The 22094-nt window shown below is 38.1% G+C and carries 21 protein-coding genes; 12 read left to right on the top strand and 9 right to left on the bottom strand.

What is annotated here, in order from left to right:
* The 7 genes from L6N96_01580 to pyrI form a co-directional block, all read right to left on the bottom strand.
* Positions 1–109 (bottom strand): DUF5679 domain-containing protein (locus L6N96_01580; GenBank protein ID MCP8322858.1); only part of this gene is annotated, 109 nt, incomplete at its 3' end.
* 161 nt (positions 110–270) lie between these two features.
* Positions 271–411 carry a hypothetical protein gene (locus L6N96_01575; GenBank protein ID MCP8322857.1) on the bottom strand — a complete coding sequence of 47 codons (141 nt, stop codon included), beginning with the start codon at positions 409–411 and terminating at the stop codon, positions 271–273.
* 5 nt (positions 412–416) lie between these two features.
* Entirely contained in the window at positions 417–1061 is a 645-nt protein-coding gene (locus L6N96_01570) for a V-type ATP synthase subunit D (protein MCP8322856.1), read from the bottom strand.
* The gene (locus L6N96_01565; GenBank protein ID MCP8322855.1) at positions 1061–2464 is read right to left on the bottom strand and encodes a V-type ATP synthase subunit B; all 1404 of its coding nucleotides are present in this window, start codon (positions 2462–2464) and stop codon (positions 1061–1063) included. Before L6N96_01565 ends, L6N96_01570 begins: the two co-directional genes overlap by 1 nt.
* Positions 2457–4238 carry a V-type ATP synthase subunit A gene (locus L6N96_01560; protein ID MCP8322854.1) on the bottom strand — a complete coding sequence of 594 codons (1782 nt, stop codon included), beginning with the start codon at positions 4236–4238 and terminating at the stop codon, positions 2457–2459. The genes L6N96_01565 and L6N96_01560 overlap by 8 nt, the downstream gene beginning before the upstream one ends.
* 5 nt (positions 4239–4243) lie before the next feature.
* Positions 4244–4855: a hypothetical protein gene (locus L6N96_01555; GenBank protein MCP8322853.1), complete on the bottom strand. Its 612-nt coding sequence runs from the start codon at positions 4853–4855 to the stop codon at positions 4244–4246.
* A 100-nt stretch (positions 4856–4955) separates the two neighbouring features.
* Positions 4956–5408, bottom strand: a complete 453-nt coding sequence (gene pyrI / locus L6N96_01550; GenBank protein MCP8322852.1) for an aspartate carbamoyltransferase regulatory subunit — start codon at positions 5406–5408, stop codon at positions 4956–4958.
* A 98-nt stretch (positions 5409–5506) separates the two neighbouring features.
* On the opposite strand from pyrI, the gene L6N96_01545 reads away from it, so the two are divergent.
* Both L6N96_01545 and pyrB read left to right on the top strand, forming a co-directional pair.
* Positions 5507–6409, top strand: coding sequence for a hypothetical protein (locus L6N96_01545; protein MCP8322851.1), 903 nt, complete (start codon positions 5507–5509; stop codon positions 6407–6409).
* Positions 6410–6469: 60 nt separating this feature from the next.
* A complete protein-coding gene (pyrB, locus tag L6N96_01540; protein MCP8322850.1) occupies positions 6470–7399 on the top strand; it encodes an aspartate carbamoyltransferase in 930 nt (309 codons plus the stop codon).
* A 68-nt stretch (positions 7400–7467) separates the two neighbouring features.
* Here the strand turns inward: pyrB and L6N96_01535 are convergent, their stop codons facing one another.
* Positions 7468–9678, bottom strand: coding sequence for a vitamin B12-dependent ribonucleotide reductase (locus tag L6N96_01535; GenBank protein ID MCP8322849.1), 2211 nt, complete (start codon positions 9676–9678; stop codon positions 7468–7470).
* 207 nt (positions 9679–9885) lie between these two features.
* Positions 9886–11976 (bottom strand): helix-turn-helix domain-containing protein, encoded by a 2091-nt coding sequence (locus L6N96_01530; protein MCP8322848.1) that lies wholly within the window; start codon positions 11974–11976, stop codon positions 9886–9888.
* A gap of 121 nt (positions 11977–12097) precedes the next feature.
* Here L6N96_01530 and L6N96_01525 point away from each other — a divergent pair, with 121 nt between their 5' ends.
* The 10 genes from L6N96_01525 to L6N96_01480 form a co-directional block, all read left to right on the top strand.
* Complete coding sequence (locus tag L6N96_01525) at positions 12098–13048, top strand: ABC transporter substrate-binding protein (protein MCP8322847.1); 951 nt, start codon at positions 12098–12100, stop codon at positions 13046–13048.
* A 9-nt stretch (positions 13049–13057) separates the two neighbouring features.
* Positions 13058–14149: an iron chelate uptake ABC transporter family permease subunit gene (locus L6N96_01520; protein ID MCP8322846.1), complete on the top strand. Its 1092-nt coding sequence runs from the start codon at positions 13058–13060 to the stop codon at positions 14147–14149.
* 4 nt (positions 14150–14153) lie between these two features.
* Positions 14154–15437, top strand: coding sequence for an ABC transporter ATP-binding protein (locus tag L6N96_01515; GenBank protein ID MCP8322845.1), 1284 nt, complete (start codon positions 14154–14156; stop codon positions 15435–15437).
* 17 nt (positions 15438–15454) lie between these two features.
* A complete protein-coding gene (cobD, locus tag L6N96_01510) occupies positions 15455–16576 on the top strand; it encodes a threonine-phosphate decarboxylase CobD (protein ID MCP8322844.1) in 1122 nt (373 codons plus the stop codon).
* The gene (locus L6N96_01505; protein ID MCP8322843.1) at positions 16573–18153 is read left to right on the top strand and encodes a cobyric acid synthase; all 1581 of its coding nucleotides are present in this window, start codon (positions 16573–16575) and stop codon (positions 18151–18153) included. The genes cobD and L6N96_01505 overlap by 4 nt, the downstream gene beginning before the upstream one ends.
* Positions 18154–18164: 11 nt before the next feature.
* A complete protein-coding gene (locus L6N96_01500; GenBank protein MCP8322842.1) occupies positions 18165–19148 on the top strand; it encodes a cobalamin biosynthesis protein in 984 nt (327 codons plus the stop codon).
* A 64-nt stretch (positions 19149–19212) separates the two neighbouring features.
* Positions 19213–20343, top strand: a complete 1131-nt coding sequence (locus L6N96_01495; protein MCP8322841.1) for an adenosylcobinamide amidohydrolase — start codon at positions 19213–19215, stop codon at positions 20341–20343.
* A 5-nt stretch (positions 20344–20348) separates the two neighbouring features.
* Positions 20349–21104, top strand: a complete 756-nt coding sequence (gene cobS, locus L6N96_01490) for an adenosylcobinamide-GDP ribazoletransferase (protein MCP8322840.1) — start codon at positions 20349–20351, stop codon at positions 21102–21104.
* On the top strand, positions 21095–21715 hold the full coding sequence (locus L6N96_01485; GenBank protein MCP8322839.1) for an NTP transferase domain-containing protein: 621 nt from the start codon (positions 21095–21097) through the stop codon (positions 21713–21715). Before cobS ends, L6N96_01485 begins: the two co-directional genes overlap by 10 nt.
* Before the next feature lie 81 nt (positions 21716–21796).
* Positions 21797–22094, top strand: a 298-nt coding sequence (locus tag L6N96_01480) for a hypothetical protein (GenBank protein MCP8322838.1), incomplete at its 3' end; no start/stop codon positions are given.

Genomic DNA, 22094 nt, shown 5'->3' with positions numbered 1-22094 from the left:
ATACCGGACATGTACCCTTAACAGCCGGTCTCTTGTTCTTTAATGTCACTTGTTTTGGGTCTTTTATCTCCCTTTTCTCTTTACATTTTACACAATATGCTTGTACCATTTTTATCCACCTAGCTTTGCGTGCTCAACTAACCCCTTTACGCACGCCATATTTAAGCTTGAGCTTTTTAATTGAAAAAAGGTTGAATATTATTGTTGACTTGAATCTTCCGCAAGGGAATTAAAGGGAGCTAAAAGAATTACAGAAATTACAGTATTTTTTTATCTGAATTTCCCTAGTGCCTTTTCTTCATAGCTCCTTAATTCTTTCTCTATCTCCTTCATAATGTCGTTATGCTTGGTAATTACTTTCTTTTTCGATTCCTCAAATCTATTCTTAACAATTTCTTTTATATCAACCATATGACTCACTCACTCGACCTAGACCTTTCCAAGATTCGTTTTACATGCTTTAACCTCGCGAAATCCTCTCTCTCCCTCTCGTTTAGACTAGATGAAATGAATTTAATATTTTCATGGTAACTAGGGATGATAAGATACTCAAGGGCATTCATAAGACGTTGAGTCTTTTCTAATTCAGCGGCTAAACGAAAGATTGAGTTCTCGATTTCAGCTGCTCTAAGAACATAGGGCAATGCTATTTTCATCATCTTGGTAGTCTCATCTAAATTAAAGCTAGTATCCATGAAACCATAAGTAAGTTTTCTCTTTTCCTCTTTTATTTTAACTGTTGGCACCTCAACGTCCAAAACGACCTTTACATCGACGTCGACTTCTAATTGGACAGGTGTCGTCAAAGCGATAGATTCTAGTTCCATAGGACCCAATTTCAAGTAAGCGTTAAAGAGGGCTTGGTAGGCATCACTTAAAGGTTCTCCCATAGCATCCCTTGCTGTTATAGTTTCTCTGATTAATTCATCCAATCTACGAAGTAATATCTCCCTTTTATCCTCAAGAATCTTGTGAACTGCATCAGCTACAACCAAAGATCTCTTGATCCTTATCAACTCGAGTTTTGTAGGGAGAGCCTTCCTACCAAAGCTTACAGACATTATACTTCCACTTCTACTTGTATATAACGCTGCTTAACATAATCCTCTTTGATCTTTGTAAGCTCAGATTCAGGAAGTGTAGATAAGACCTCCCAAGCAAGTGATAATGTTTCCTCTAAGCTTCTATTCTCCTCATAGGCTTGTTTCAAGAAAGTTTGTTCAAAAACATCACCAAATCTCAAGTACTTTAAGTCAACACCAGTAAGGCTTGCCTTACCAACTATTTCAGCTAAAGCCCTTAATTCTACAGCTCTTGCATATGCAGCGTATAACTGGTTGCTAACATCGGCATGGTCTTCTCGTGTCTTTCCCTTGCCTATCCCGTCTTTCATAAGTCGGCTGAGGCTCATCAGCACATTGATTGAAGGATATATAGCCCTTCTGAAGAGTGGTCTATCTAGTACCAGTTGCCCTTCAGTTATGTACCCCGATAAGTCAGGAATAGGGTGGGTGATATCATCGCTAGGCATAGATAAGATGGGCATCTGTGTTATGCTGCCTTTTTTACCTCTGATTCTACCAGCTCTCTCGTAATTCGTGGCTAAGTCTGTATATAAGTATCCAGGATACCCCTTCCTCCCTGGAACTTCTTCCCTTGCAGCACTGATTTCTCTAAGGGCTTCTGCATAGTTGGTCACATCTGTTAATATCACTAACACATGCATATCTAGATCGAAGGCAAGGTATTCAGCCGCAGTTAGAGCTACTCTAGGGGTTATTATTCTCTCAATAGCTGGATCATCAGCAAGATTCAAGAATAATACACTACGCTTTATCGCCCCACTCTCTTCAAGGGTTTTCCTAAAGAATCTTGCTTCGCTATGCTGTACCCCAATAGCTGCAAAAACTACAGCGAACTCCTCAACTCTTCCCAAGACGGTTGCCTGCCTAGCTACTTGAGCAGCGAGCATACTATGAGGAAGACCGGCGCCTGAGAATATGGGAAGTTTTTGGCCTCTGACCAACGTATTCATACCATCTATTACGGAAACGCCTGTTTGTATGAAATCGGTAGGGTAATCTCTCCTCTCAGGGTTGATAGGTAGGCCGTTAACGTCCCTGAAATCTTCACTTAAAGGTTCAGACAAGCCATCTACTGGCCGTCCTATTCCATCAAAGATGCGACCTAAAAGACCAGATGATACAGGTATCTCCATTGTCTTCCCTAAGAATCTAGCTCTCGTTCCTACAGTAGATATGCCAGAAGTACCTTCGAAGACTTCTACAACTGCACGTCCCTCACCAACCTCCAATACTTTACCAAGTCTCCTCTTACCATCTGGCAATTCTACCTCTACTAATTCATCGAAGGCTACCTTAGTGACACCTTCTACGATGATTAATGGACCTCTTATCTCTCCTATCCTTGTATATTCTACTCCGCCTCTTGACTCACTAGGCAACGACTTTTACCTCCTTGCTCAAGAGGTTTCCAAACATTGTCATCATCTCATCATGTAATATATCAAGATCCTCTAACTTCTCATTGAGTATAGTAGATTTCGCTCGGATGAGTCTTGGTATTATGGGCATGGCTCTTATAGTATTCAGAGAAATTCCATTTTTAAGAGCATTTTGGGATTCTCTAAAAAAGTCGACGAATGTTCTTAAGAGTTTCATCTGCTTTTCAGGAGGGCAATAGCTATCTACTTCGTCATACGCACTCTGTTGCAAAAAACCTTCTTTGATCATCCTAGCTACATCTAAAATCAATTTTTGCTCATCTGGAAGCGCCTCTGGTCCAAGTAGCCTAACTATCTCTTTGAGTTCATCTTCCCTTTGAAGTATCTCATAGGTTGCATTTCTAAATTTTAACCATTCTTTATCAACATCGAACCACCATTTCACAACAGAATCTAGGTATCCAGAGTAACTCGTCATCCAGTTTATCGCGGGATAGTGTCTTGAGTAGGCCAATTTTGTATCGAGGCCCCAGAAGGTCTTTATGAATCTCATTGTATGGGTTGTGACAGGCTCTGTAAAGTCACCTCCGGGGGGCGATACAGCGCCTATCAATGTTATGGAACCGACTCTCTTAGGCGTGCCTAGAAGCACCATCCTGCCAGCCCTCTCATAAAACTCAGCTAGACGTGATGCTAAGTATGATGGATATCCCTCCTCAGCAGGCATCTCCTCTAGACGACCGCTTATCTCTCTAAGAGCTTCGGCCCAACGGCTGGTGGAATCCGCTACTAGTACTGTATCATAACCCATATCCCTGTAATATTCCGCCATAGTAACTCCTGTGTAAATACTAGCTTCTCTAGCAGCTACTGGCATGTTGCTAGTATTAGCAACCAAAATAGTCCTCTCCATCAAAGGTCTTCCTGAAGCTGGATCTTTCAATTCTGGGAACTTAATAAGAACTTCTGTCATTTCATTACCTCTTTCTCCACATCCTACGTGAAAGACGATTCTTGAATCTGCCCAAGCAGCTACTTGATGGAGTGTAACAGTTTTACCCGTCCCGAACCCACCTGGAATCATCCCAGTTCCACCTTTGGCCATAGGGAAGAATGAATCAATTACTCTTTGTCCAGTCAAAAGAGGAACATCAGGGTCGAGCCTATCAAAATAAGGTCTAGGCATCCTTACCGGCCAACGATGGTACATCCTTAGTTCGCTTTTCATTCCCCCTTTTTCTACAGTAGCTATGGATTCCTCTATTGTATATTCGCCTTCATCAATTATCTCTTTAATAGTGCCACCATGGTGATCTGGAGGTACCATTACTTTGTGCTCTATAAGTGGTGTTTCCTCAACAACTCCTAAGATAGTTCCTGGTTCAACTTCATCACCCTTCTTTACCACGGGCTTGAAATGCCATTTCTTCTCATATGATAAGGGGGGCACAGCTATTCCCCTTTCTATATATGAGCCTATCTTCATAGCTATCTCATCAAGAGGGCGTTGTATCCCATCGTAAATTTTCCCCATCATCCCTGGACCTAAATATACAGATAGTGGTTGACCCGTACCATAGACAGGTTCTCCAGGTCTCAACCCACTCGTAGATTCATAGACTTGTATGAAAGCTACATCCCCCGTAAGCCGGATTACCTCACCAACTATGCGGTCCTCGCCCACTTCCACTGTCTCATACATCTTAGATTCAGACATGCCTTCTGCTCTTACAGCTGGACCGCTTATCCAGATGACCTTTCCCTTTACTGGCAAATTTATCAACCTTTACCCATGAACAGTTGCCCTATATTTCTTCTAAGTATAGGCTTAAATCTCTCTAGTCTGGCTTCTATTGTATTATCAAAAAATGTTGTACCCTCAGAGCTCCTAATCTTCACCCCTCCAATACATCCAATAGGTTTCTCATCGATCTTTATATTTGCGTCTTTTGCTTGAGCTACTACATCCACAAATTCTTTAAGAATTTTATAATCCTTTTTATTAGCAGATACAATAAGATCTTTACTGGCTATCATGTCTGCCCCTTCTTCTAGCAACTGTTTAAGAGAGGATTTATACTCTTCAGAGGTAACTTTTTCTTCGAGTTTTTTGATAGTCTTTTCGAATATATCATTGATAGTGCTTTCAATAAATTCGAGGTTCTTGTTCCTTGTAGCTAATTCCGCACTCCCAATTATTCGTCGTTTTATTGTTTCTGCTTGCCCCTTAGTAGATTCTTGAATTTTCTCAACTTCCATAACAGTTTTTCTCTTAGTTGCTTCTAATATTTCTAAAGAATGTTCCAACTCTTTGTCATAAGTTGCCTTTATTTCGTCACCGGTTTCATCTACAACTTTCCTAACGATCTTTTCAATAACAGTTTTACTCAAACATATACACCTGAAGACGAATTTACCCCATTTAAGACAGAATATTTTACCTTTTTATTTTTATCGTATAGATTATTCGATTTTGTCCATAATTCTCAATTTAAATTACTTCATTAGGCGAAAGTAATCTACTGCAATATCTGCATCTGAGCAAAGGCGGGCTATCCCTCACAACGTCAATCATAGGCACGATGGGTTCATTAGAGTTGGATATACACGTTGGGTTTGGACACTGAAATACGTTTACAAAGGTACTAGGAGTTTCAATCTTTCTTTTCTCTATTACTTGAAAGTTTTTGATTAAATTGACTGTAGCTCTTGGAGATATCAAGGCTATTCTATTCGTCTCTTCAGATTTTAAAAACCTATTCCCAATTTTTATGATATCTTTCTTTCCAATCTTCTTGCTCGGCACATTCATAGCTACCGTTACAATATTGCCGTTCTTTCCGTCTATATTCAGAGCTGCTAATACTTGTAAAGCTCTTCCTTTTTCAACATGGTCCAAAACAGTACCGTCTTCTATTTTCTTGACAAGTTGCTCTTTGCTCATAATTCTAAAATTAATTCGGCTTAAATTATATTTTATTATCAAATTACTTTTATATGATTTTCTTGAAGTGAAAAGTAATCATTTTACTGTGAGATACTATGACAGCTCATCTTGTTGTTTCTGTGAAAGATCCCAAAGGTAACCGAATCTCAGATCTACAGCTATTGTTAATGAATATCTCAGCCAAGAGCGGCTTCACAGATGTTAATGGAGAGGTTCATTTTGATGTGTTCCCCAATACTGATGGGTATATTTACTTCTACAACCCAAACGTCGAAGGTTATACCCGTAAAGACTTTACGACAGGCAATAATGATACTGTAACTATGATCGATATGACCTACCTACCATATTTAACTTCAGTGCCCAATCAGACTGTTTTAACTAAGGATTTTTTGATCGGTGCTATTTGCATTTATTGTAAGGTACCTATTAAACTTGGAGATAAGTTCGCAGAAATTGAGGGTAAATTATCCCATTATGAGTGCTTCTTATCTCATATTAAAAGGGTTTATCAAAAGAATATAGATATTACTTTAAAGAAAATATCAAACAGAAAGTTAAGGATGAATGATATATCTTCTAAAAAGCCTAAATGTATTATCGATATAATAGATATGTATTTGAAAGAGTTAGGGTTTGTTACTCAAAAAGATTGTATTGGCTTATCATCATCTACTACAAATATGGATATCTGGGACTTTCTCGTTTATCGATCTAAAAGGGGCGAGTATATAAAAGCACTAATGTTTGATATTATAGGACTTCTACATGTAGGTTATCCAGAACCGGTATGCCCTGTAATAATAAATATACATGAAGATGATATTCAGAACCAGATTGATAATTTAATGCTTATTAAAAATGTAGAGCACAAGATCATTATCTCAGAAAAGGAATTTACAGCAGATGGCGTAGTGGTGAAGACTGTTAATAAATTTGGGGATTATCTTGAAAGGATAATCAGGATGGAGAAGGATATCAAGGGCATATGTGGCTAAATATACCTAATTTAATCTATATTTATATAGTTTAAAATATTGAATTAAGGAAAGGTATAAATGACCAATCCTTTTTATAATCGAGATATAATCTCAATAAAAGATTTTTCTCGATCCGAACTTGAATATCTTTTTTCAATTAGTGATAAGGTCGATTCTCTCGATTATAAAAAAAAGGAAGAGTTGGGAAAAAGTAAGATTCTTGGGCTCTTATTCTTTGAGCCTAGTACAAGGACCAAATTAAGCTTTGAGGCTGCTATGCTGTCGATAGGGGGTAATGTATTAGGTTTTGCACACCCTAGCATGTCGTCTGTTGAGAAAGGAGAGAACTTAGCCGATACTATGAGAACTGTTGAGAACTATGTGGATGCTATTGTACTCAGGCATTCTATGGAGGGAGCTAACCGCTTTGCAGCTGAAGTTACGTCTAAACCAGTAATAAATGCTGGAAGTGGAACTGAAGAACACCCCACTCAAGCTATGATCGATCTTTATACAATAATGAAGGTAAAAAAGAGGATAGATGGATTGAATATAGCCATAGTAGGAGATCTGAAGTATGGAAGGACAGTCTATTCTCTTATCTATGGGCTATCAAAGTATAGCCCAAAGATCTTTCTTGTCTCTCCCCCACAACTTAATGTGAAAAAGGAGGCTCTATTTGGCATTGATAAGAAGATCAAAGTTTCGGAGCATAGAGATATCAGAGAAATTATTGGGGAGTTAGATGTTATATACGTAACGAGAATTCAAAAGGAGAGAATACCAGATCCTCATGAATTTGAGAGAGTCAAGGGATCTTACGTAATCAATTCTGAATTGCTTAAAAGTGGGAAAGAGGAATGTATAGTGATGCATCCCCTTCCAAGAGTTGGAGAGATAGAACCTGAAGTGGATAATATGCCTAATGCAAAATATTTCCTCCAAGCGTATCTTGGAAAGATCTTAAGAGCGGGGATATTAGCGTCCGTTCTTTGTTCCAATCCCTAAATTCTTAAAGGATTATTATTTTAATTACAATTATTAGGAATAATAACTTCGAGTATTTTTCTTGATATTTATTCACATTGAGAAAAGCCACATGATATACATTTTAAACAACCTTCAACATAGATGACCTGACTTCCACATAACGGACATGCACCAAAACCGAAATTCTTCTGAATATTGATCTTTTGGGCCTCCTCTCTCATAGTTACCTCTCTCACCGATTTTCCAACAGCATCTATGCATGATAACACTTTATTGGCTCCGATTCCCTCTTGTTTATGACAACTTATCCCCATGAGCTCATTTTGCACTTCTTTCAAAGTAGCACCATACTTTAAAGCCAATGAGCAAGCTCTTGCCAAGCCTTCGGTAAAAGCAGCTGCACATCCTCCTGCTTTCCCTAAAGTAATAAAGATCTCGATAGGCTCCTTACGCTCATTGTCAAAAATCTGTGTATAAATATTCCCACAACTTGTCCTTTTTCTCAACCGCGTCCCATACGCTTTCTCGGGAGTTGGCTTTTTGATGCCGAACTCAGTCGTCACTCTATTCCTCATCTCCAGAACTTGTCCCTCCCTACTATTATCTCGATATACAGTTAAACCCTTACAACCTAATTTATAGGCCAGCATATACGCGCTCCTTATATCTTCGATCCTAGCGTTTTTTCTGAAGTTTACAGTTTTGGATACTGCATTGTCGATATATTTTTGAAAGATTGCTTGCATCATTATATGCCACTCAGGGGCTATATCATGTGCTGTAATAAAGACCCTCTTCACTAATTCCGGTATGCCGTCTATCTCCTTTAACGACCCCTTCTTTGAGATATTATCCATCAAATCTTCACTATAGAAACCTTGTTCCATAGCTATCTTTTTAAAGAAAGGGTTCACTTCAACGAGTTTTTGATCATCAAGGACATTACGAGTATAACATACTGCATAAATAGGTTCAATACCACTAGAGCAACCAGCTATTATAGAAATACTTCCAGTTGGAGCTATCGTTGTCAGAGAAGCATTTCTTATCTTTAACCCACTTGGAACATCGTAAATACTGTTCTTGAAGTTAGGAAAGCACCCCCTTACTTCTGCAAGCTCAGCCGACATCTTCCTCGCTTCATTTTGGATAAACTTCATAATTTCTTCAGCAAGATCGGTCGCTTCTTTTGAGTCATAAGGTATACCTAACTGAATTAGCATGTCCGCAAAGCCCATTACGCCCAACCCTATCTTTCTATTTGCCTTAGTCATCTTTTCAATTTGAGGTAATGGATACTTGTTGACATCTATAACGTTGTCAAGAAAATGAATCGACGTTCTAACTGTTCTTATCAACTTATCGTAATCTATTTCACTATCCCTGACCATCAAGGATAGATTTATAGAGCCAAGATTGCATGATTCGTAAGGTAGTAATGGTTGTTCGCCACACGGATTTGTACTCTCGATAACACCTAATTGGGGTGTAGGATTAGATATATTGATTCTATCCAAAAAAAGAATCCCAGGTTCACCATTTTTCCAAGCCATACTAACTATCAATTCAAAAACTTCTTTGGCTAGTAACTTTCTTACTACTTGATTAGTACGTGGATTTATTAATTCATACTCTTCATCATTCTCAACAGCTTGCATGAATTTCTCTGTAAGACCTATCGAAATATTGAAATTGTTGAAAGCATCGCTCTCCTCCTTCGCCTTGATGAACTCGATTATATCAGGATGGTCTACCCTTAAAATGCCCATGTTGGCGCCTCTCCGTCTCCCTCCTTGCTTTATAACATCTGTAGCTATGTCGAATACCTTCATAAAAGAGACTGGGCCTGAAGCTATTCCACCAGTAGATTTTACTACATCATTTTTAGGCCTTACATTAGAAAATGAAAAACCAGTTCCACCACCAGATTTGTGGATCAAAGCTGTACTCTTGACTGCTTCAAATATGCTATCTATCGAATCTTCAACTGGAAGAACGAAGCAAGCAGAAAGTTGGCCCAAATCAGTACCAGCATTCATCAAAGTTGGGGAATTTGGCAAGAACTCCAAATTAACCATGACTCTATAGAATTCTTCTTCAATTTTTACAAGATCGACATTAGGCTCATATTGAATGTCTGCAATAGCTATCGCCCCCGCCACTCTTCGTAACATTTGTTCAGGAGTTTCTACGGTCTTGCCCTCTTCATCCTTCTTTAAGTATCTCCTCTCAAGTACTCTTAAAGCGTTTGATGAGAGTGTACGTCCAAGAACTTTTTTTTCCGTGGCGAGCCCCATGCTTAATTTTCAATAATTAAAAACTTCGGCCATATTTCTAATTTTCTTTTAGTAAATTTTCATAAATCTAAAAACATCCTTGATTTTCATTAAACCAAGACATCTTTATTTTTACTATGATAACTTTAAACATTATTCATTTTTTCTTGAAAAAATTAAAAATCAAGAACCCTCAATTTTTTTTTGGTAAAACCGGTTTGACTAAATTTAAACAATTGAGTATTGAGTAAAAATTGTAGAACTACATGCCTTACATCTTTTAATGTTTATTGGATATTTGGCCCCACATTTCTTACACATTGCCATCCGTTTATTAAGTTTGAAGTAGTCGAGTTTTTCAATAGATTCTAAAATGGATTCCTTAACAATATCTTCATTAGCATCGGGAGAGATGTTCATAACGATTGAGAAACTACCATTCAGGTTCTTAGACAAGTAGTTTAATCCATCGACAAAATTTGAATTATTGAGGTCTGTCCTTTGTATATAAGGGATTTGAGAATAGGCTTTTTTTCCACTCTTTGAAATTACAATGGATTTGCCGTACTTTTCAACATCTAAATCATAAAACCGCTTTGCTCCATCGCTCTGAAGAATTCCTATACCAATATTCTTTTCTTCAGCATTCCCATCGGTGAATTTAATTGCTGTTTTTACAATTTTTTCAGTTATAGTACTCTTATCTGATTGAGGTGCTTCATTTTCAGTTAGATTTAAAAGCGTCTCATTTAATCCTACAAGGTTTATCATAGCAGGCATATAATCAGTGGATATTATGCTCGAATTTTGTGTTAATGTTGGTAAAAGTCCTTTACTGATAGATTCTCCAACTATTTTCCTTCTACTAGATACAGCACTAATCGCTGATTGAAGAAGCATAGCTAGTTTTGCCCTAAAGTAAGCTTCATCTTTGTTAGATTCATAGGAGAGTTTTGGAAGGTTTAATGATAGAGAGTGAATTACACTAAAACCATTTAGTTTAAGATCAGTTGAAGGATACCTTTTTTTTATACCGCTATAGGCTCGAATCGAATCAGGCTGACTCGATATTGCGATGCATCCGCCTGAATTTAAGATAAATATTACATGTTTTAGTAACTCAACATCTATGCTTCGATTCAAGAAAACATTCAACCTAATCTTTGGAAACATAGTGTTTCTAGTGTAGTCTTGGTAAGCCTCAAGAGAGGCATACATGATCTCTTCGATCGATTCTACTTTTAAATCACTATCGTAATGAGGGTTGATTTGTATCGATATACTAGGTTTGTTGTAGGAGTTTGCCAAAATAGATGAGATAGATAGAAAAGTTCTAAAGATGGCTCTTCTAAGCTCTTTCTGACTTTTTCCCTTTGCATATTTGCCTATATATGCTAAAAAATTCTCATAAACAATTTCGGAGGCTACTTCCAAGCTTAAAAAAGAAGTCAGAACCGTCAATTCAACAATAACTTCTTCTATCTCATGAGGAGGGCCGAAATGTGTTAAATTCAACCCACCTCCAAAGTAGATGTTATTATAATGTAAGGATGTAAGGTCTAGAAAGAGAGTGTCAGGCATAAGGCCCCAACTACCTAGGTTAGATAGATGTATATCTCCAGATAGATAGGCATCGGATATATCTCTGGGAAGTTGAGTTAAAAGAAGATATTCTGAGAAGACTGCTTTAGCCGTCTTCCCTACAATTTCACTAATCCCTTCCTTCGCCTTGCTTGCCTCGCTTATCAATGTCGTCACATCAAATGTTGGCAAGCCTAGTCGAGTCAATTTATGCCTATATTCTTCATAACCATGCTCTATGAGTAAGGCATTCACCATCTCCCTTATCAATGGGGCTGTAAGGTATACTGTCTGAAATTTGGATAGTCTCGTCTCCACTTCGTTAGCTATTCTATGGGCTAACTCTACAGGCATACCAGCTTCTCTGATTAGGGAGCGGAGGATTTTATCAGGATTAAATTCTTCCATAGTCTGCCTCGATGTTCTCACATAAAATTTTCCGCTATTTAGCATAGACTGCTCTTCAATTTGCCTTGTAAGGTTCAGTACTAATCTACCAAGGCTCGAAATAGAATATTTCCTCTCAGTTCTGTTTAAAGAAACCAATGCCTGTCTCACGAGTTTACGTAAATGGTAGGCAAATTTTCCCGACTCTTTCTTGGATTTAAAGCCTGCAAGGGTTTTAAGGTCAGAATAGCTTAAAGGCCCTTTGGCATTTAGAATTCTAAGAACTTCTAGTCTGTTGGGGGAGGCTATAGCAGAATATATGCTTTTTACCCTTCGGGATGTTGGCGCCATCTTCAAGAGAAGATATTTGGAAAAGGTATGTGATAAATTTTTACAGTAAGAATCATTTGATAGGATGTGACTATCAAAGTAAAACTTATTAATGGTTGGCTTATCCAACCAAGAATTAATTATGAAACAAATAATTATTGTTATTGGGATACTATTAGTGATAATAACTGGAGTCGTGGTTGTAGCTCTCTGGCAACAATCATATGCCCCACCAGAACCTACAGGACCCTTTTGGGTTATCGATGATGTTGGAAGAAACGTTACTATACATACATACCCGCCTGAAAGTATAGTTTCTCTGTCACCGAGTTCAACAGAGATTCTATTTGCTTTGGGCCTTGGAGATAAAGTAGTCGGCGTAGATACATACTCTGACTATCCTGAAGAGACAGAAAATATATCGAAAGTTGGAAGCTTCTCAACAATTAGTATCGAAGCCGTTTTGGGATTAAAACCTGATCTGGTCTTGGCGACTGGAGGAATTCAAAAAACTGTTGTCGAAGACTTAGAAGAACCACTTAATTCCATCAATGGTTCTATTGTAGTCCTTTCTCCCCAGAACATTTCAGCTATACTTTCAGATATTACTATGGTTGGAAACATTACTGGGAAGATGAATGAAGCGAATATACTAGTAGCAGATATGGAGAATAAGATTCAGGAGATTGTTGATAAAACACAAGGAGCTGTAAGACCACGTGTATATATCGAATATTTTTTCAATGGTGGTTATTGGAGCTTTGGATCTGAATCGATGATCAATGAGGTGATCTATAAAGCAGGAGGGATTAATATCTTTGCAGGCTTTCAAGGTACATACATGGCTACGAATGATGAAGCGATATTCACTTCTGTCCCAGAAGTCATAATCATTTGTAAGGGAGCCATGGCAAAATCCTGTGGACTAACGCCAGAGGTTATAGAAGGTCGATCGGGTTGGGATCAGTTGCCTGCAGTTGAAAACAATAGAATATATGAAGTCGATGATCCGATACTTACAAGGCCTGGTCCGAGAATAGTAGAAGCAATAGAAACACTTGCCAGTTTTTTTCATCCAGAACTTGTTGACTGATGATTATGGTTGACTCAAGAAATAAAACGTGTCGAAGAAGAAACTCGATACTTTGAGAGGTTCAAAAGATGGGAGATGATCGTCATCTTCCTTGTTTTAGCTCTAGTGCTTACTCTATCATTATCGATAGCAGTAGGTCAGATGCAGATTTCACTACCTAATACTTGGAAGATCGTAATTAAAAATATACCTTTTTTTGGTGATTTAATCACTGAAGAATTTTCTGTTCTTGAAGAAGTCACAATTATGCAAGTTAGGTTACCTCGAACTATCGCAGCTATGATTGTTGGTATAGCCCTTTCAGTTGCTGGAGTTGTTTTGCAAGGATTATTTAGAAATCCTATGGCTGAGCCTTATCTATTAGGGATTTCTTCAGGAGCTGCTTTAGGAGCTGCGATTGTAATAGGTCTTGGGATCGGATCTAGTTTTTTAGGAATATTCGACTCAGTACAATTGATGGCTTTTATTGGTGCTCTAGTATCAGTTTTTGTAGTATATAATATCGCAAAAATGGGTCCCAGAGTTCCTATGTTGACAGTATTATTAGCCGGAATTGCTATGACTAGCTTTTTATCAGCTGTAATTTCATTTATCATGATTACCTTAGGTGAATCGTTGCATTCTTTGATATTTTGGCTATTCGGTACACTAAGTGGGATTAAGTGGAGTGAGGTAACGATCTCATTGCCCCTAATAACATTGGGAATATTTGTAATCCTTATCTTTTCTAGACAGCTTAACATAATGTTGCTTGGTCAAGATGAAGCACAACAATTAGGTATAGAGACCGAAAGACTGAAAAAGATCATGCTTGTGTTTGCAACCTTAATAACGGCGACAGCTGTGGCAATCAGTGGAACGATAGGATTCATTGGTTTAGTAATACCTCATATAGCAAGAATACTGGTCGGTCCTGATCATCGAATTTTAATTCCCTCTTCAGCCTTGGCGGGAGCAATAATTCTAGTCTTTTGTGACACCTTATCTAGGATTGTAATACAACCTGCTGAACTCCCTGTTGGAGTACTGACTGCATTTTTTGGTGCTCCCTTCTTTCTCTATCTTCTTCGTAAAAAGAAAGGTTTGGGTATGAAAGGGTGAGAGTTTGGTTAAATTAAATATCAATGGTGTAGATTGTTTTTATGGTTCGATAAAAGTTCTAGAGAATATAGTCTTTTCAGTTAAAGGAGGGGAATTTGTAGGTATATTGGGGCCCAACGGTTCAGGCAAGACAACTTTACTAAAAACTATTGGACGAATCTTAAAGCCAAAGGTTGGAACTATTCTTCTGAATGATATCGATGTTTATATAATGAAAGCAATGGAGGTTGCTAAGAATATAGCGGTTGTACCCCAAGATACAAGTGTAGCCTTCGATTTAACAGCTTTAGATTTAGTTCTTATGGGACGTAACCCACATATAGGACTCTTTGAGACTGAGACTAAAGAAGATTTAACAATCGCAAAGAAATCTATGGAACTGACCAGTATATGGCATTTAGCGAATAGAAAAGTAAGTGAATTAAGTGGTGGAGAAAGACAACGGGTTATAATCGCACGCGCCTTAGCTCAAGAGTCTAAGGTACTTCTTCTCGATGAACCAACAAGTCACTTAGATGTAAACTATCAGATAGAGACGATGGACCTTTTAAGAGAACTTTGCAAAAAGAAAGAGTTGATAATATTGGCTGTTTTTCATGACTTTAACTTAGCTGCAAGATACTGTGACTCTGCCATTTTATTGAGTACTGGAAGAATAGCTTCAATAGGACCTCTTGATGAAGTATTAACAAAAGAGAATCTCAAAAAGATCTTTTTTGTAAATGCAATAGTGAAGCAACATCCCTTAACAAGTTCACTTTATGTTGTACCATTGTCTACATCTGGACTCAAGAAAATTCAACCAAAAGATTTTACAGTTCATGTAATATCTGGTGGTGGAACAGGAGTATTGTTGATGAGGAAGTTATTGGAACGTAACTATAGAGTAACTGTTGGTGTGCTTAATGTGTTGGATTCAGATCATGATGCAGCTAGCACCTTGGGTATACCCATTATAAACGAAGCTCCATTTTCAGAGATAACAGAGGATGCACATAAGGCTAATCTAAACAAAATAGATGAAGCAAAAGCAGTTGTATTGAGTAGTACTCCCTTTGGCTATGGTAACCTAAAGAATCTTGAAGCTGTACAGACATCCCTTGAGAAGGGTATAAAAACAATTGTGGTCGATGGAACTCCAATTCAAGAGAGGGACTTTACAGGTGGGAAGGCTAAAGCCTTGTATATGAGATTAAAAGAAAAAGGCGCAATATTTGTTAAAAGTCCTGACGAAGTTCTACCTATCCTTGAGTCTTGTGAAGGTAGATTAGGTTTTTCTGATAATTAAGTAGATGATAATAGATTATGAATCCCATCGAGTTAGCCAAGAAACATATTAAGAATTTACAACCATGTATACACGGTGGCGAGGTTTGGCAGCACAATCCGAATAAAAAAGACTTTCTATTGGATTTCAGTGCTAATGTTAATCCATTAGGCCCATCCCCTAAAGTGATCGAGACAATCAAAGAAAGTCTTTGGAAGATCCCCTATTATCCCGACTCTAACTGTGCTTCACTTAAGGAGGAAATCTCAGAGTATATCGGTAGGATAGGTCCCGAAAACTTGATAGTAGGAAATGGTTCAACTGAGCTTATCTACATTTTTGCAGAAGTTTTCCTAGAACAAGGCGAAAAGGCGTTAATTCCAGCGCCTACATTCGGGGAGTATGAGAAAGCTGTATTGAAGGCTGGTGGTAGATCAGAGTATCTGCCTCTGTCTTTAACCGATGGTTTTAAGATAGATGTTAAGGAATTCATTGAAAAAATCCCCCATGTAAAAGTTGTCTTTTTATGCAATCCAAATAACCCTACAAGCCTATCGATAGCTTCGGAAGATTTATCTAAAATAATTAGTGAAGCAATGAAGGAAGATGTACTCATCTTTATAGACGAAGATTTTATGGATTTTGTCCCTAAAGAAAAACGTTCTTCTCAAGTTGGGGAGATAAAATCTTATCCAAATTTGTTCATCCTAAAATCCTTTACAAAATTCTTTGGGCTCACTGGTCTAAGAATAGGTTATGGAATAGGCAATAGAGAGATGATCGATATACTGTCTAGAGCAAAGATGCCTTGGAATATAAACTGCTTAGCTGAAGTTGCAGCGATAGCTGCTCTAAAAGATAAGCAGTTTTCAGAGAAGACCTTTAGATTGATCGAGGAGGAGAAGGAGTTTTTATTTGATGAGCTGAACAAGATAAAAGGCTTCGATGTATTGCCACCTGACTCAAATTTCTTTTTGATAAATATTGAGCAGACGAGGTTAAAGGCAGATGAGCTTAAGCGCGATCTTCTTAAGTTCGATATATTGATTCGAGACTGTAGCTCCTTCGAAGGTCTTGATAACCGTTATATCAGAGTTGCTATAAGAACGAGAAAAGAAAATGAGTTACTAGTTGAAGCTTTAAAAAAGGTATGTCTATGAATTATCGGAAAGCCGAGGTCCCGTTCTCAAAATCAAAAAAGTCCAAGGCTCTGATGGTTCAAGGCACCTCATCCTATTGTGGAAAAAGTCTACTTGTAGCTGCTTTATGTAAAATATTTTCAGAAGCTGGATATAAGGTTGCGCCCTTTAAAGCTCAAAATATGTCACTTAATTCATTCGTTACTGAGGATGGAGAAGAGGTCGCACGCGCTCAAGCTCTCCAAGCTTTTGCTGCGAGTATAGAACCAACTGTAGATATGAACCCAATTCTTTTAAAGCCAAAAGGCGACACGATATCACAAGTAGTTTTTTACGGAAAGCCTTACAAAGATATGAGCGCAAAAGATTACTATTCAGAATTCGCTTTAAAGGAGGGGCTACAAAGTGCAAAAGATTCTTTGGAGAGACTCATGTCCAGATTTGATATCATATTTATCGAGGGAGCAGGTAGTCCAGCAGAAATAAACATCTATGACACGGATATAGTAAATATGCGCATCGCAGAATTTGTAAAAGCACCTGTACTTCTCATTTCAGATATTGATAGGGGAGGTGTGTTTGCTAGCTTGGTGGGAACTTTAGAGCTTCTGAAACCTCAGCATCAAGAGCTTATAAAAGGCTTTATAATAAACAAGTTCAGAGGTCAGTTAAGTTTACTAGAACCTGGGTTGTTGAAATTAACAGAGATAACAGGTAAACCCGTCTTAGGGGTCATTCCTTTCATTCAGGACCTGATTTTACCCGATGAGGATTCAATGTCTCTTGAGAGAGTTTCCCAAATAGATGAAGGTAAAATAGTCATAGTTGTCGTTCGACTTCCAAGAATTTCTAACTTTACAGATTTCGATCCCTTAGAGTCAGAGCCTTCGGTAAAAGTTCGTTATATCAAATCAGTAGAAGAGCTCGGTAAACCGAACGCGATAATTATACCGGGTACAAAGAATACAGTGCAAGACCTTCTATGGTTAAAGAATAATGGGTTAGCAGATGAAATATTTCGATTGGCAAAGAAGGGGACTCCAGTTCTTGGTGTATGTGGTGGTTATCAAATAATAGGAAAGAAGGTAATAGATAAAAAAGGCATAGAAGGTGGTACACCGATAGAGTTTACAGGTATCGGTCTTCTTAATACAGTGACTGAGTTCCAACAATATGAAAAGATGACTGAAAGGGTCGTTGCTCAGATAATCGGGGATAGCCCGATGCTACATTCAGGAATAGGAAAGACTATCATCGGATATGAAATTCACATGGGAAAAACATCTTTGGGTAAAGATGTTAATCCAGCTTTTAGAATAATTCGGCGTGGAAGTAAAGATGTCTATGATTTTGATGGTGCAGTCGATGCTAGTGGTTCAATCTTAGGTACATATATCCACGGGATTTTTGATGAATTGCCTGCTAGAAAATCTTTTATTGACTTTTTAAAGAAGAAAAGTGGGATAAAACCTTCAAATGAGACTGTAAGCGATGTCAGAGCTGAATGGGAGAAAAGCTTAAGGCAACTTGCGAAGATCGTTAAGATCAGTCTTGATATGGATAAAGTTTGCAAGATTATTGATGTGCCTATAATTTAAAGCTGAAGATTTTGCTCCTAAATTTAGATTTTATAACTGAATCCGTAATCATTCTGATCTTGGCACTTATAATCGATCTAATATTTGGCGAACCTCCAGAAATTTTTCATCCAACAGTATGGATGGGAAAGACAGCAGAATTTTTGAAGTCGAAATTGAAGAGTAAAAGTCTCAAGACTGAAAAGATAAATGGGATAGTACTGGGTCTGACTATTATTTTAACCTTCGCCCTTTCAGCTTATCTGATACTTAACTTCATGAAATATTATGCGAATCTGAATATAATATTATATATCTTATTGGCGAGCTTTCTTTTAAAGACGGCATTCTCTATGAAATGTATGGGTCAACTATCGATACCTATAGGTGAATCTATTGAGGAAGGCAAGATGGAAGAAGCTAAAAATAGATTAAGAAGAATTGTAAGAAGAGATCCAACAAATTTCGATGATCAAAAAATCCTTTCAGCAACTGTTGAATGTGTTATCGAAAGCACGGTAGATGGGATAACATCTCCCCTATTCTACTACAGTATTTTCGGAGTTCCTTTGGCGATAGCCTATAGAGCGATTAACACATTAGACTCTACAGTTGGTTACAAAGATTCAGAGCATGTAAATATAGGATGGTTCTCAGCGAAAATGGATGATATAGCCAACTATCTTCCGGCACGTATAACTTCTATTTTGATGATTCTATCGGCATGGTTATTAAACGAAGACTGGAGAGGTGCATGGAAAATTTTAAAGAGAGACAGGGGTAAGACTGAGAGCCCAAATGCAGGTTGGACGATGTCGACTGCTGCAGGTATATTCAACGTTCAATTTGAGAAGCCTGGCTATTACATTTTAGGTGACCGTGTTAATCTATTGAATTCTCAGCACGTCCTTAGGGCTCTAAGAATAATGAAGTTGACAACTCTATTATTCATGATGATTGTTGTTTTACCAATCATCATACTTATCGGAGGATTTTTGGGACTGATCTTATTATGAAGGCAAAAAGGGACCATAATGCATTAAAGATTGTAAATAGAACTGATTAGAAGTGTCTATCAAGATGAGATTTGATTTAAAGTTGGAGGGGGTACAGTGTGAAGTTCAGAAGGATACTTTAATGATAAACTTCAACAAGCCTATAAAGATCTTAAGTTCAGCAGTTTTAAACGAGGGGCTTCTTAAAGCTAGAGCGATCATAAACCATCATGTACCTCATAGTTTTAATCATCGAGACCCTCCAAGTGTACTGAGAGATTTAGTTAATGATCTAAACTTGCCTGATGATACCGTAGGACTTATGACAGCCGTTGAAACTCAAAATGTAGCCATCAATATTAAGAGAACAAAGGATATGACTGTTTGCGCATTAGTAACAGCAGGCTTATCTTACCCAGCTACAGCGGGTGACGAAACGATAGAATCTATCAATGCGGGCACTGTCAACATTATACTTATTATCGATAGGAACTTGACAGACGGTTGTATGGTCAACTGCATCCAGACAGCTGTGGAGGCAAAGACCGTTGCTTTAAGGGAACTAGACATTAGAAGTCGTTTTTCAAATAGTACTGCAAGCGGGTCTACATCAGATGCGATCTTAGTGGCTTGTATGGAGGTAGGTAATCCTATCAAATACGCTGGCACGGGAACGGAGATAGGCATAATGATAGGCAAGGTGGTTAAAGAAGCAACAAAAGAAGCTATTCAGAAGCATGATCCTGGCATAGTACCCGATAGGTCTATTATAGAAAGATTAGGTGAGAGGGGAATAAAGATCGATGCTATGGTCGAGTCTGGTCTAGAGTTATTTACGCCATCTCATGGAATAGAAAGCCGAGAAAAAGCTTCAAAGTTATTCAGAAAAGGGCTCATCAAAGTGTTATCAGATTTCAATATTTCTGCTTTGATCTTGGCAGCCCTCAAGTTGCAGGAGGAGGGAGAGATAGGATCGATACCTAACTTGCCGAAAAAAGATTTCTTGGAAGACCCTATATCATTAGTAGCTGATGAAAGTATTGGTATGGCTATAGCCAACTATATCGCTGGAACTTGGGGCTTTTACAACTTTCTCTACTTTGAGAGGAAAAAGCCTGGAATGATAAAGAATCTCGGCCCTTTTCTTGATGATGCAATAGGTGGCTTACTGGCTGGAGTGCTTTCCAATATCTACACAAAATCAAGAGAAAAGTGAGGTCTGTGGGAATCCTCGATGGATTAAAGAGTGTAATTGCCTTCCTTACAGTGATACCTATAAAGAATGGCCATTCGCTCGAAGATATGGGGAGATATATGCCCCTCTTCCCTCTTGTAGGCTCGATAATAGGATTAATTAGTGGGATATTTGCGTGGTTCCTTCTGCACATACTACCTGGAATTATTGTAGGGATATTGACTTTGGGCTTCATACTTCTAGTAACTGGCATTCATCATACAGATGGATTGCTCGATTTTGGGGATGGTATAATGTATCAAGGTCCACCTGAGAAGAAGGTGGAAGTTATGCATGATAAGCAGACTGGAGCGGGTGGCTTAACTTTTGGACTTGTATTTTTAATGGCAACTGCCTTTAGTATCGGTCTCTTGAGTATCTCTGAAATAATTCAGAGCTTGATCGTAGCCGAGATCTCTGCAAAACTTGCTATGGTGACGATAGCTTGGGCTGGAAAGTCTGCTCATGAAGGTCTGGGCACTTATTGTGTCGATGCCATGCATGGTAATCTTAGATTACAAAAATTGATGATACCTTTGATCATAAGCTTTGTCATAGCCATACCTTTAATGAGAATTGTTGGACTAGTTGTGGTCATCTCAGCAGTTGTTGTTAGTTTGATAATAGTCTGGTCTTCTAACAGACATTTTAACGGTATTACTGGAGATGTCTTTGGAGCTGTCAACGAAATCATACGTGCAACCTCTTTGATTGTGATTTTGGTGATGGTTCAATGGCTATGACTGCTTTAGTGATGGCTGGTGGCAGAGGAACACGAATAAAAAGTCATGGAGAGAAACCATTATTGAAGATCGGTGGGAAGCCTCTCATAAAGCATGTTATAGATGCACTAAAAGTGGCTGATGAAGTAGACAGGATAGTTGTTACCATCAGCAAACACACCCCTCAAACAGCCAAAAAGGCAAGGGAACTCTCAGTTGAGGCAATATTGACATCTGGTAAGGGTTACATATTGGATGTCCGTGAGGCGGTAAGGAATTTGAAGTTAAGCTATGTCTTAACAGTTGCAGCGGACCTTCCTCTTATAACAGGAGAGGTCCTCGACAAGGTAATAAATCATTACAAGAGTTGTGGCAAGTCTGTTCTTGCTGTCATGGTACCTGCAGAGAGATTCGAAAAACTAGGGTTGAGCATGGATTTAGTACTTGATGTAGGTGGTAGGCGTTTGGTTCCTGCAGGAGTCAACGTTTTAGATGGAAATAAAGTCGATAAAGAAGAGTTTGAAAAAGAGCTTGATCAAGAATTACTTGTGATAGATAGTGAAAAATTCGTGAACATCAATACGCCTCAAGACCTTATGATAACAGAGCAACTGTTGAGCTCAAGATCTTAAGAACGACGTTTTTAGCTTTAAAAGTTTGAGCTTAATGGTATACATAAGGTTTAAAGATGGATTGAATTTCTATCAGATATAATGTATGAAATTCCGACCCCTTTCAGAATATTAGAGAGCATTACTGAGGAGTACCAAGAGAAAGACTTAGTGATAAAGAACTTCTCATTGGTAAAACTCATGGTATTTGATATGGGTAGTGTTGTTGATGTTAAATCGGATTTTATGAAAATTTGTGAGTTTATGGTGCATAGTGGTCTAGCAGTTGCTAGCGAAGGTTATGATGATATTTATGGTAAAGCAGAATACTTGGCAAGAAAATTGAATCTAATAGGTGAAGAAATCAAGAAGCTCTGGAGAAGTCTAAAAGAAGAGGATA

The sequence above is a fragment of the Candidatus Methylarchaceae archaeon HK02M2 genome, assembly GCA_024256165.1.
GTDB lineage: Archaea > Thermoproteota > Nitrososphaeria > Nitrososphaerales > JACAEJ01 > HK02M2.
Note: the sequence above shows the minus strand (reverse complement) of the source record. Positions and strands in the feature narration are given on the sequence as shown.

Coding starts and splice junctions, on each gene's coding strand:
- L6N96_01575 (MCP8322857.1), bottom strand. CDS start 411: ATGGTTGATATAAAAGAAATTGTTAAGAATAGATTTGAGGAATCGAAA.
- L6N96_01570 (MCP8322856.1), bottom strand. CDS start 1,061: ATGTCTGTAAGCTTTGGTAGGAAGGCTCTCCCTACAAAACTCGAGTTG.
- pyrI (MCP8322852.1), bottom strand. CDS start 5,408: ATGAGCAAAGAGCAACTTGTCAAGAAAATAGAAGACGGTACTGTTTTG.
- L6N96_01545 (MCP8322851.1), top strand. CDS start 5,507: ATGACAGCTCATCTTGTTGTTTCTGTGAAAGATCCCAAAGGTAACCGA.
- pyrB (MCP8322850.1), top strand. CDS start 6,470: ATGACCAATCCTTTTTATAATCGAGATATAATCTCAATAAAAGATTTT.
- L6N96_01535 (MCP8322849.1), bottom strand. CDS start 9,678: ATGGGGCTCGCCACGGAAAAAAAAGTTCTTGGACGTACACTCTCATCA.
- L6N96_01530 (MCP8322848.1), bottom strand. CDS start 11,976: ATGGCGCCAACATCCCGAAGGGTAAAAAGCATATATTCTGCTATAGCC.
- L6N96_01525 (MCP8322847.1), top strand. CDS start 12,098: ATGAAACAAATAATTATTGTTATTGGGATACTATTAGTGATAATAACT.
- cobD (MCP8322844.1), top strand. CDS start 15,455: ATGAATCCCATCGAGTTAGCCAAGAAACATATTAAGAATTTACAACCA.
- L6N96_01505 (MCP8322843.1), top strand. CDS start 16,573: ATGAATTATCGGAAAGCCGAGGTCCCGTTCTCAAAATCAAAAAAGTCC.
- L6N96_01495 (MCP8322841.1), top strand. CDS start 19,213: ATGAGATTTGATTTAAAGTTGGAGGGGGTACAGTGTGAAGTTCAGAAG.
- L6N96_01485 (MCP8322839.1), top strand. CDS start 21,095: ATGGCTATGACTGCTTTAGTGATGGCTGGTGGCAGAGGAACACGAATA.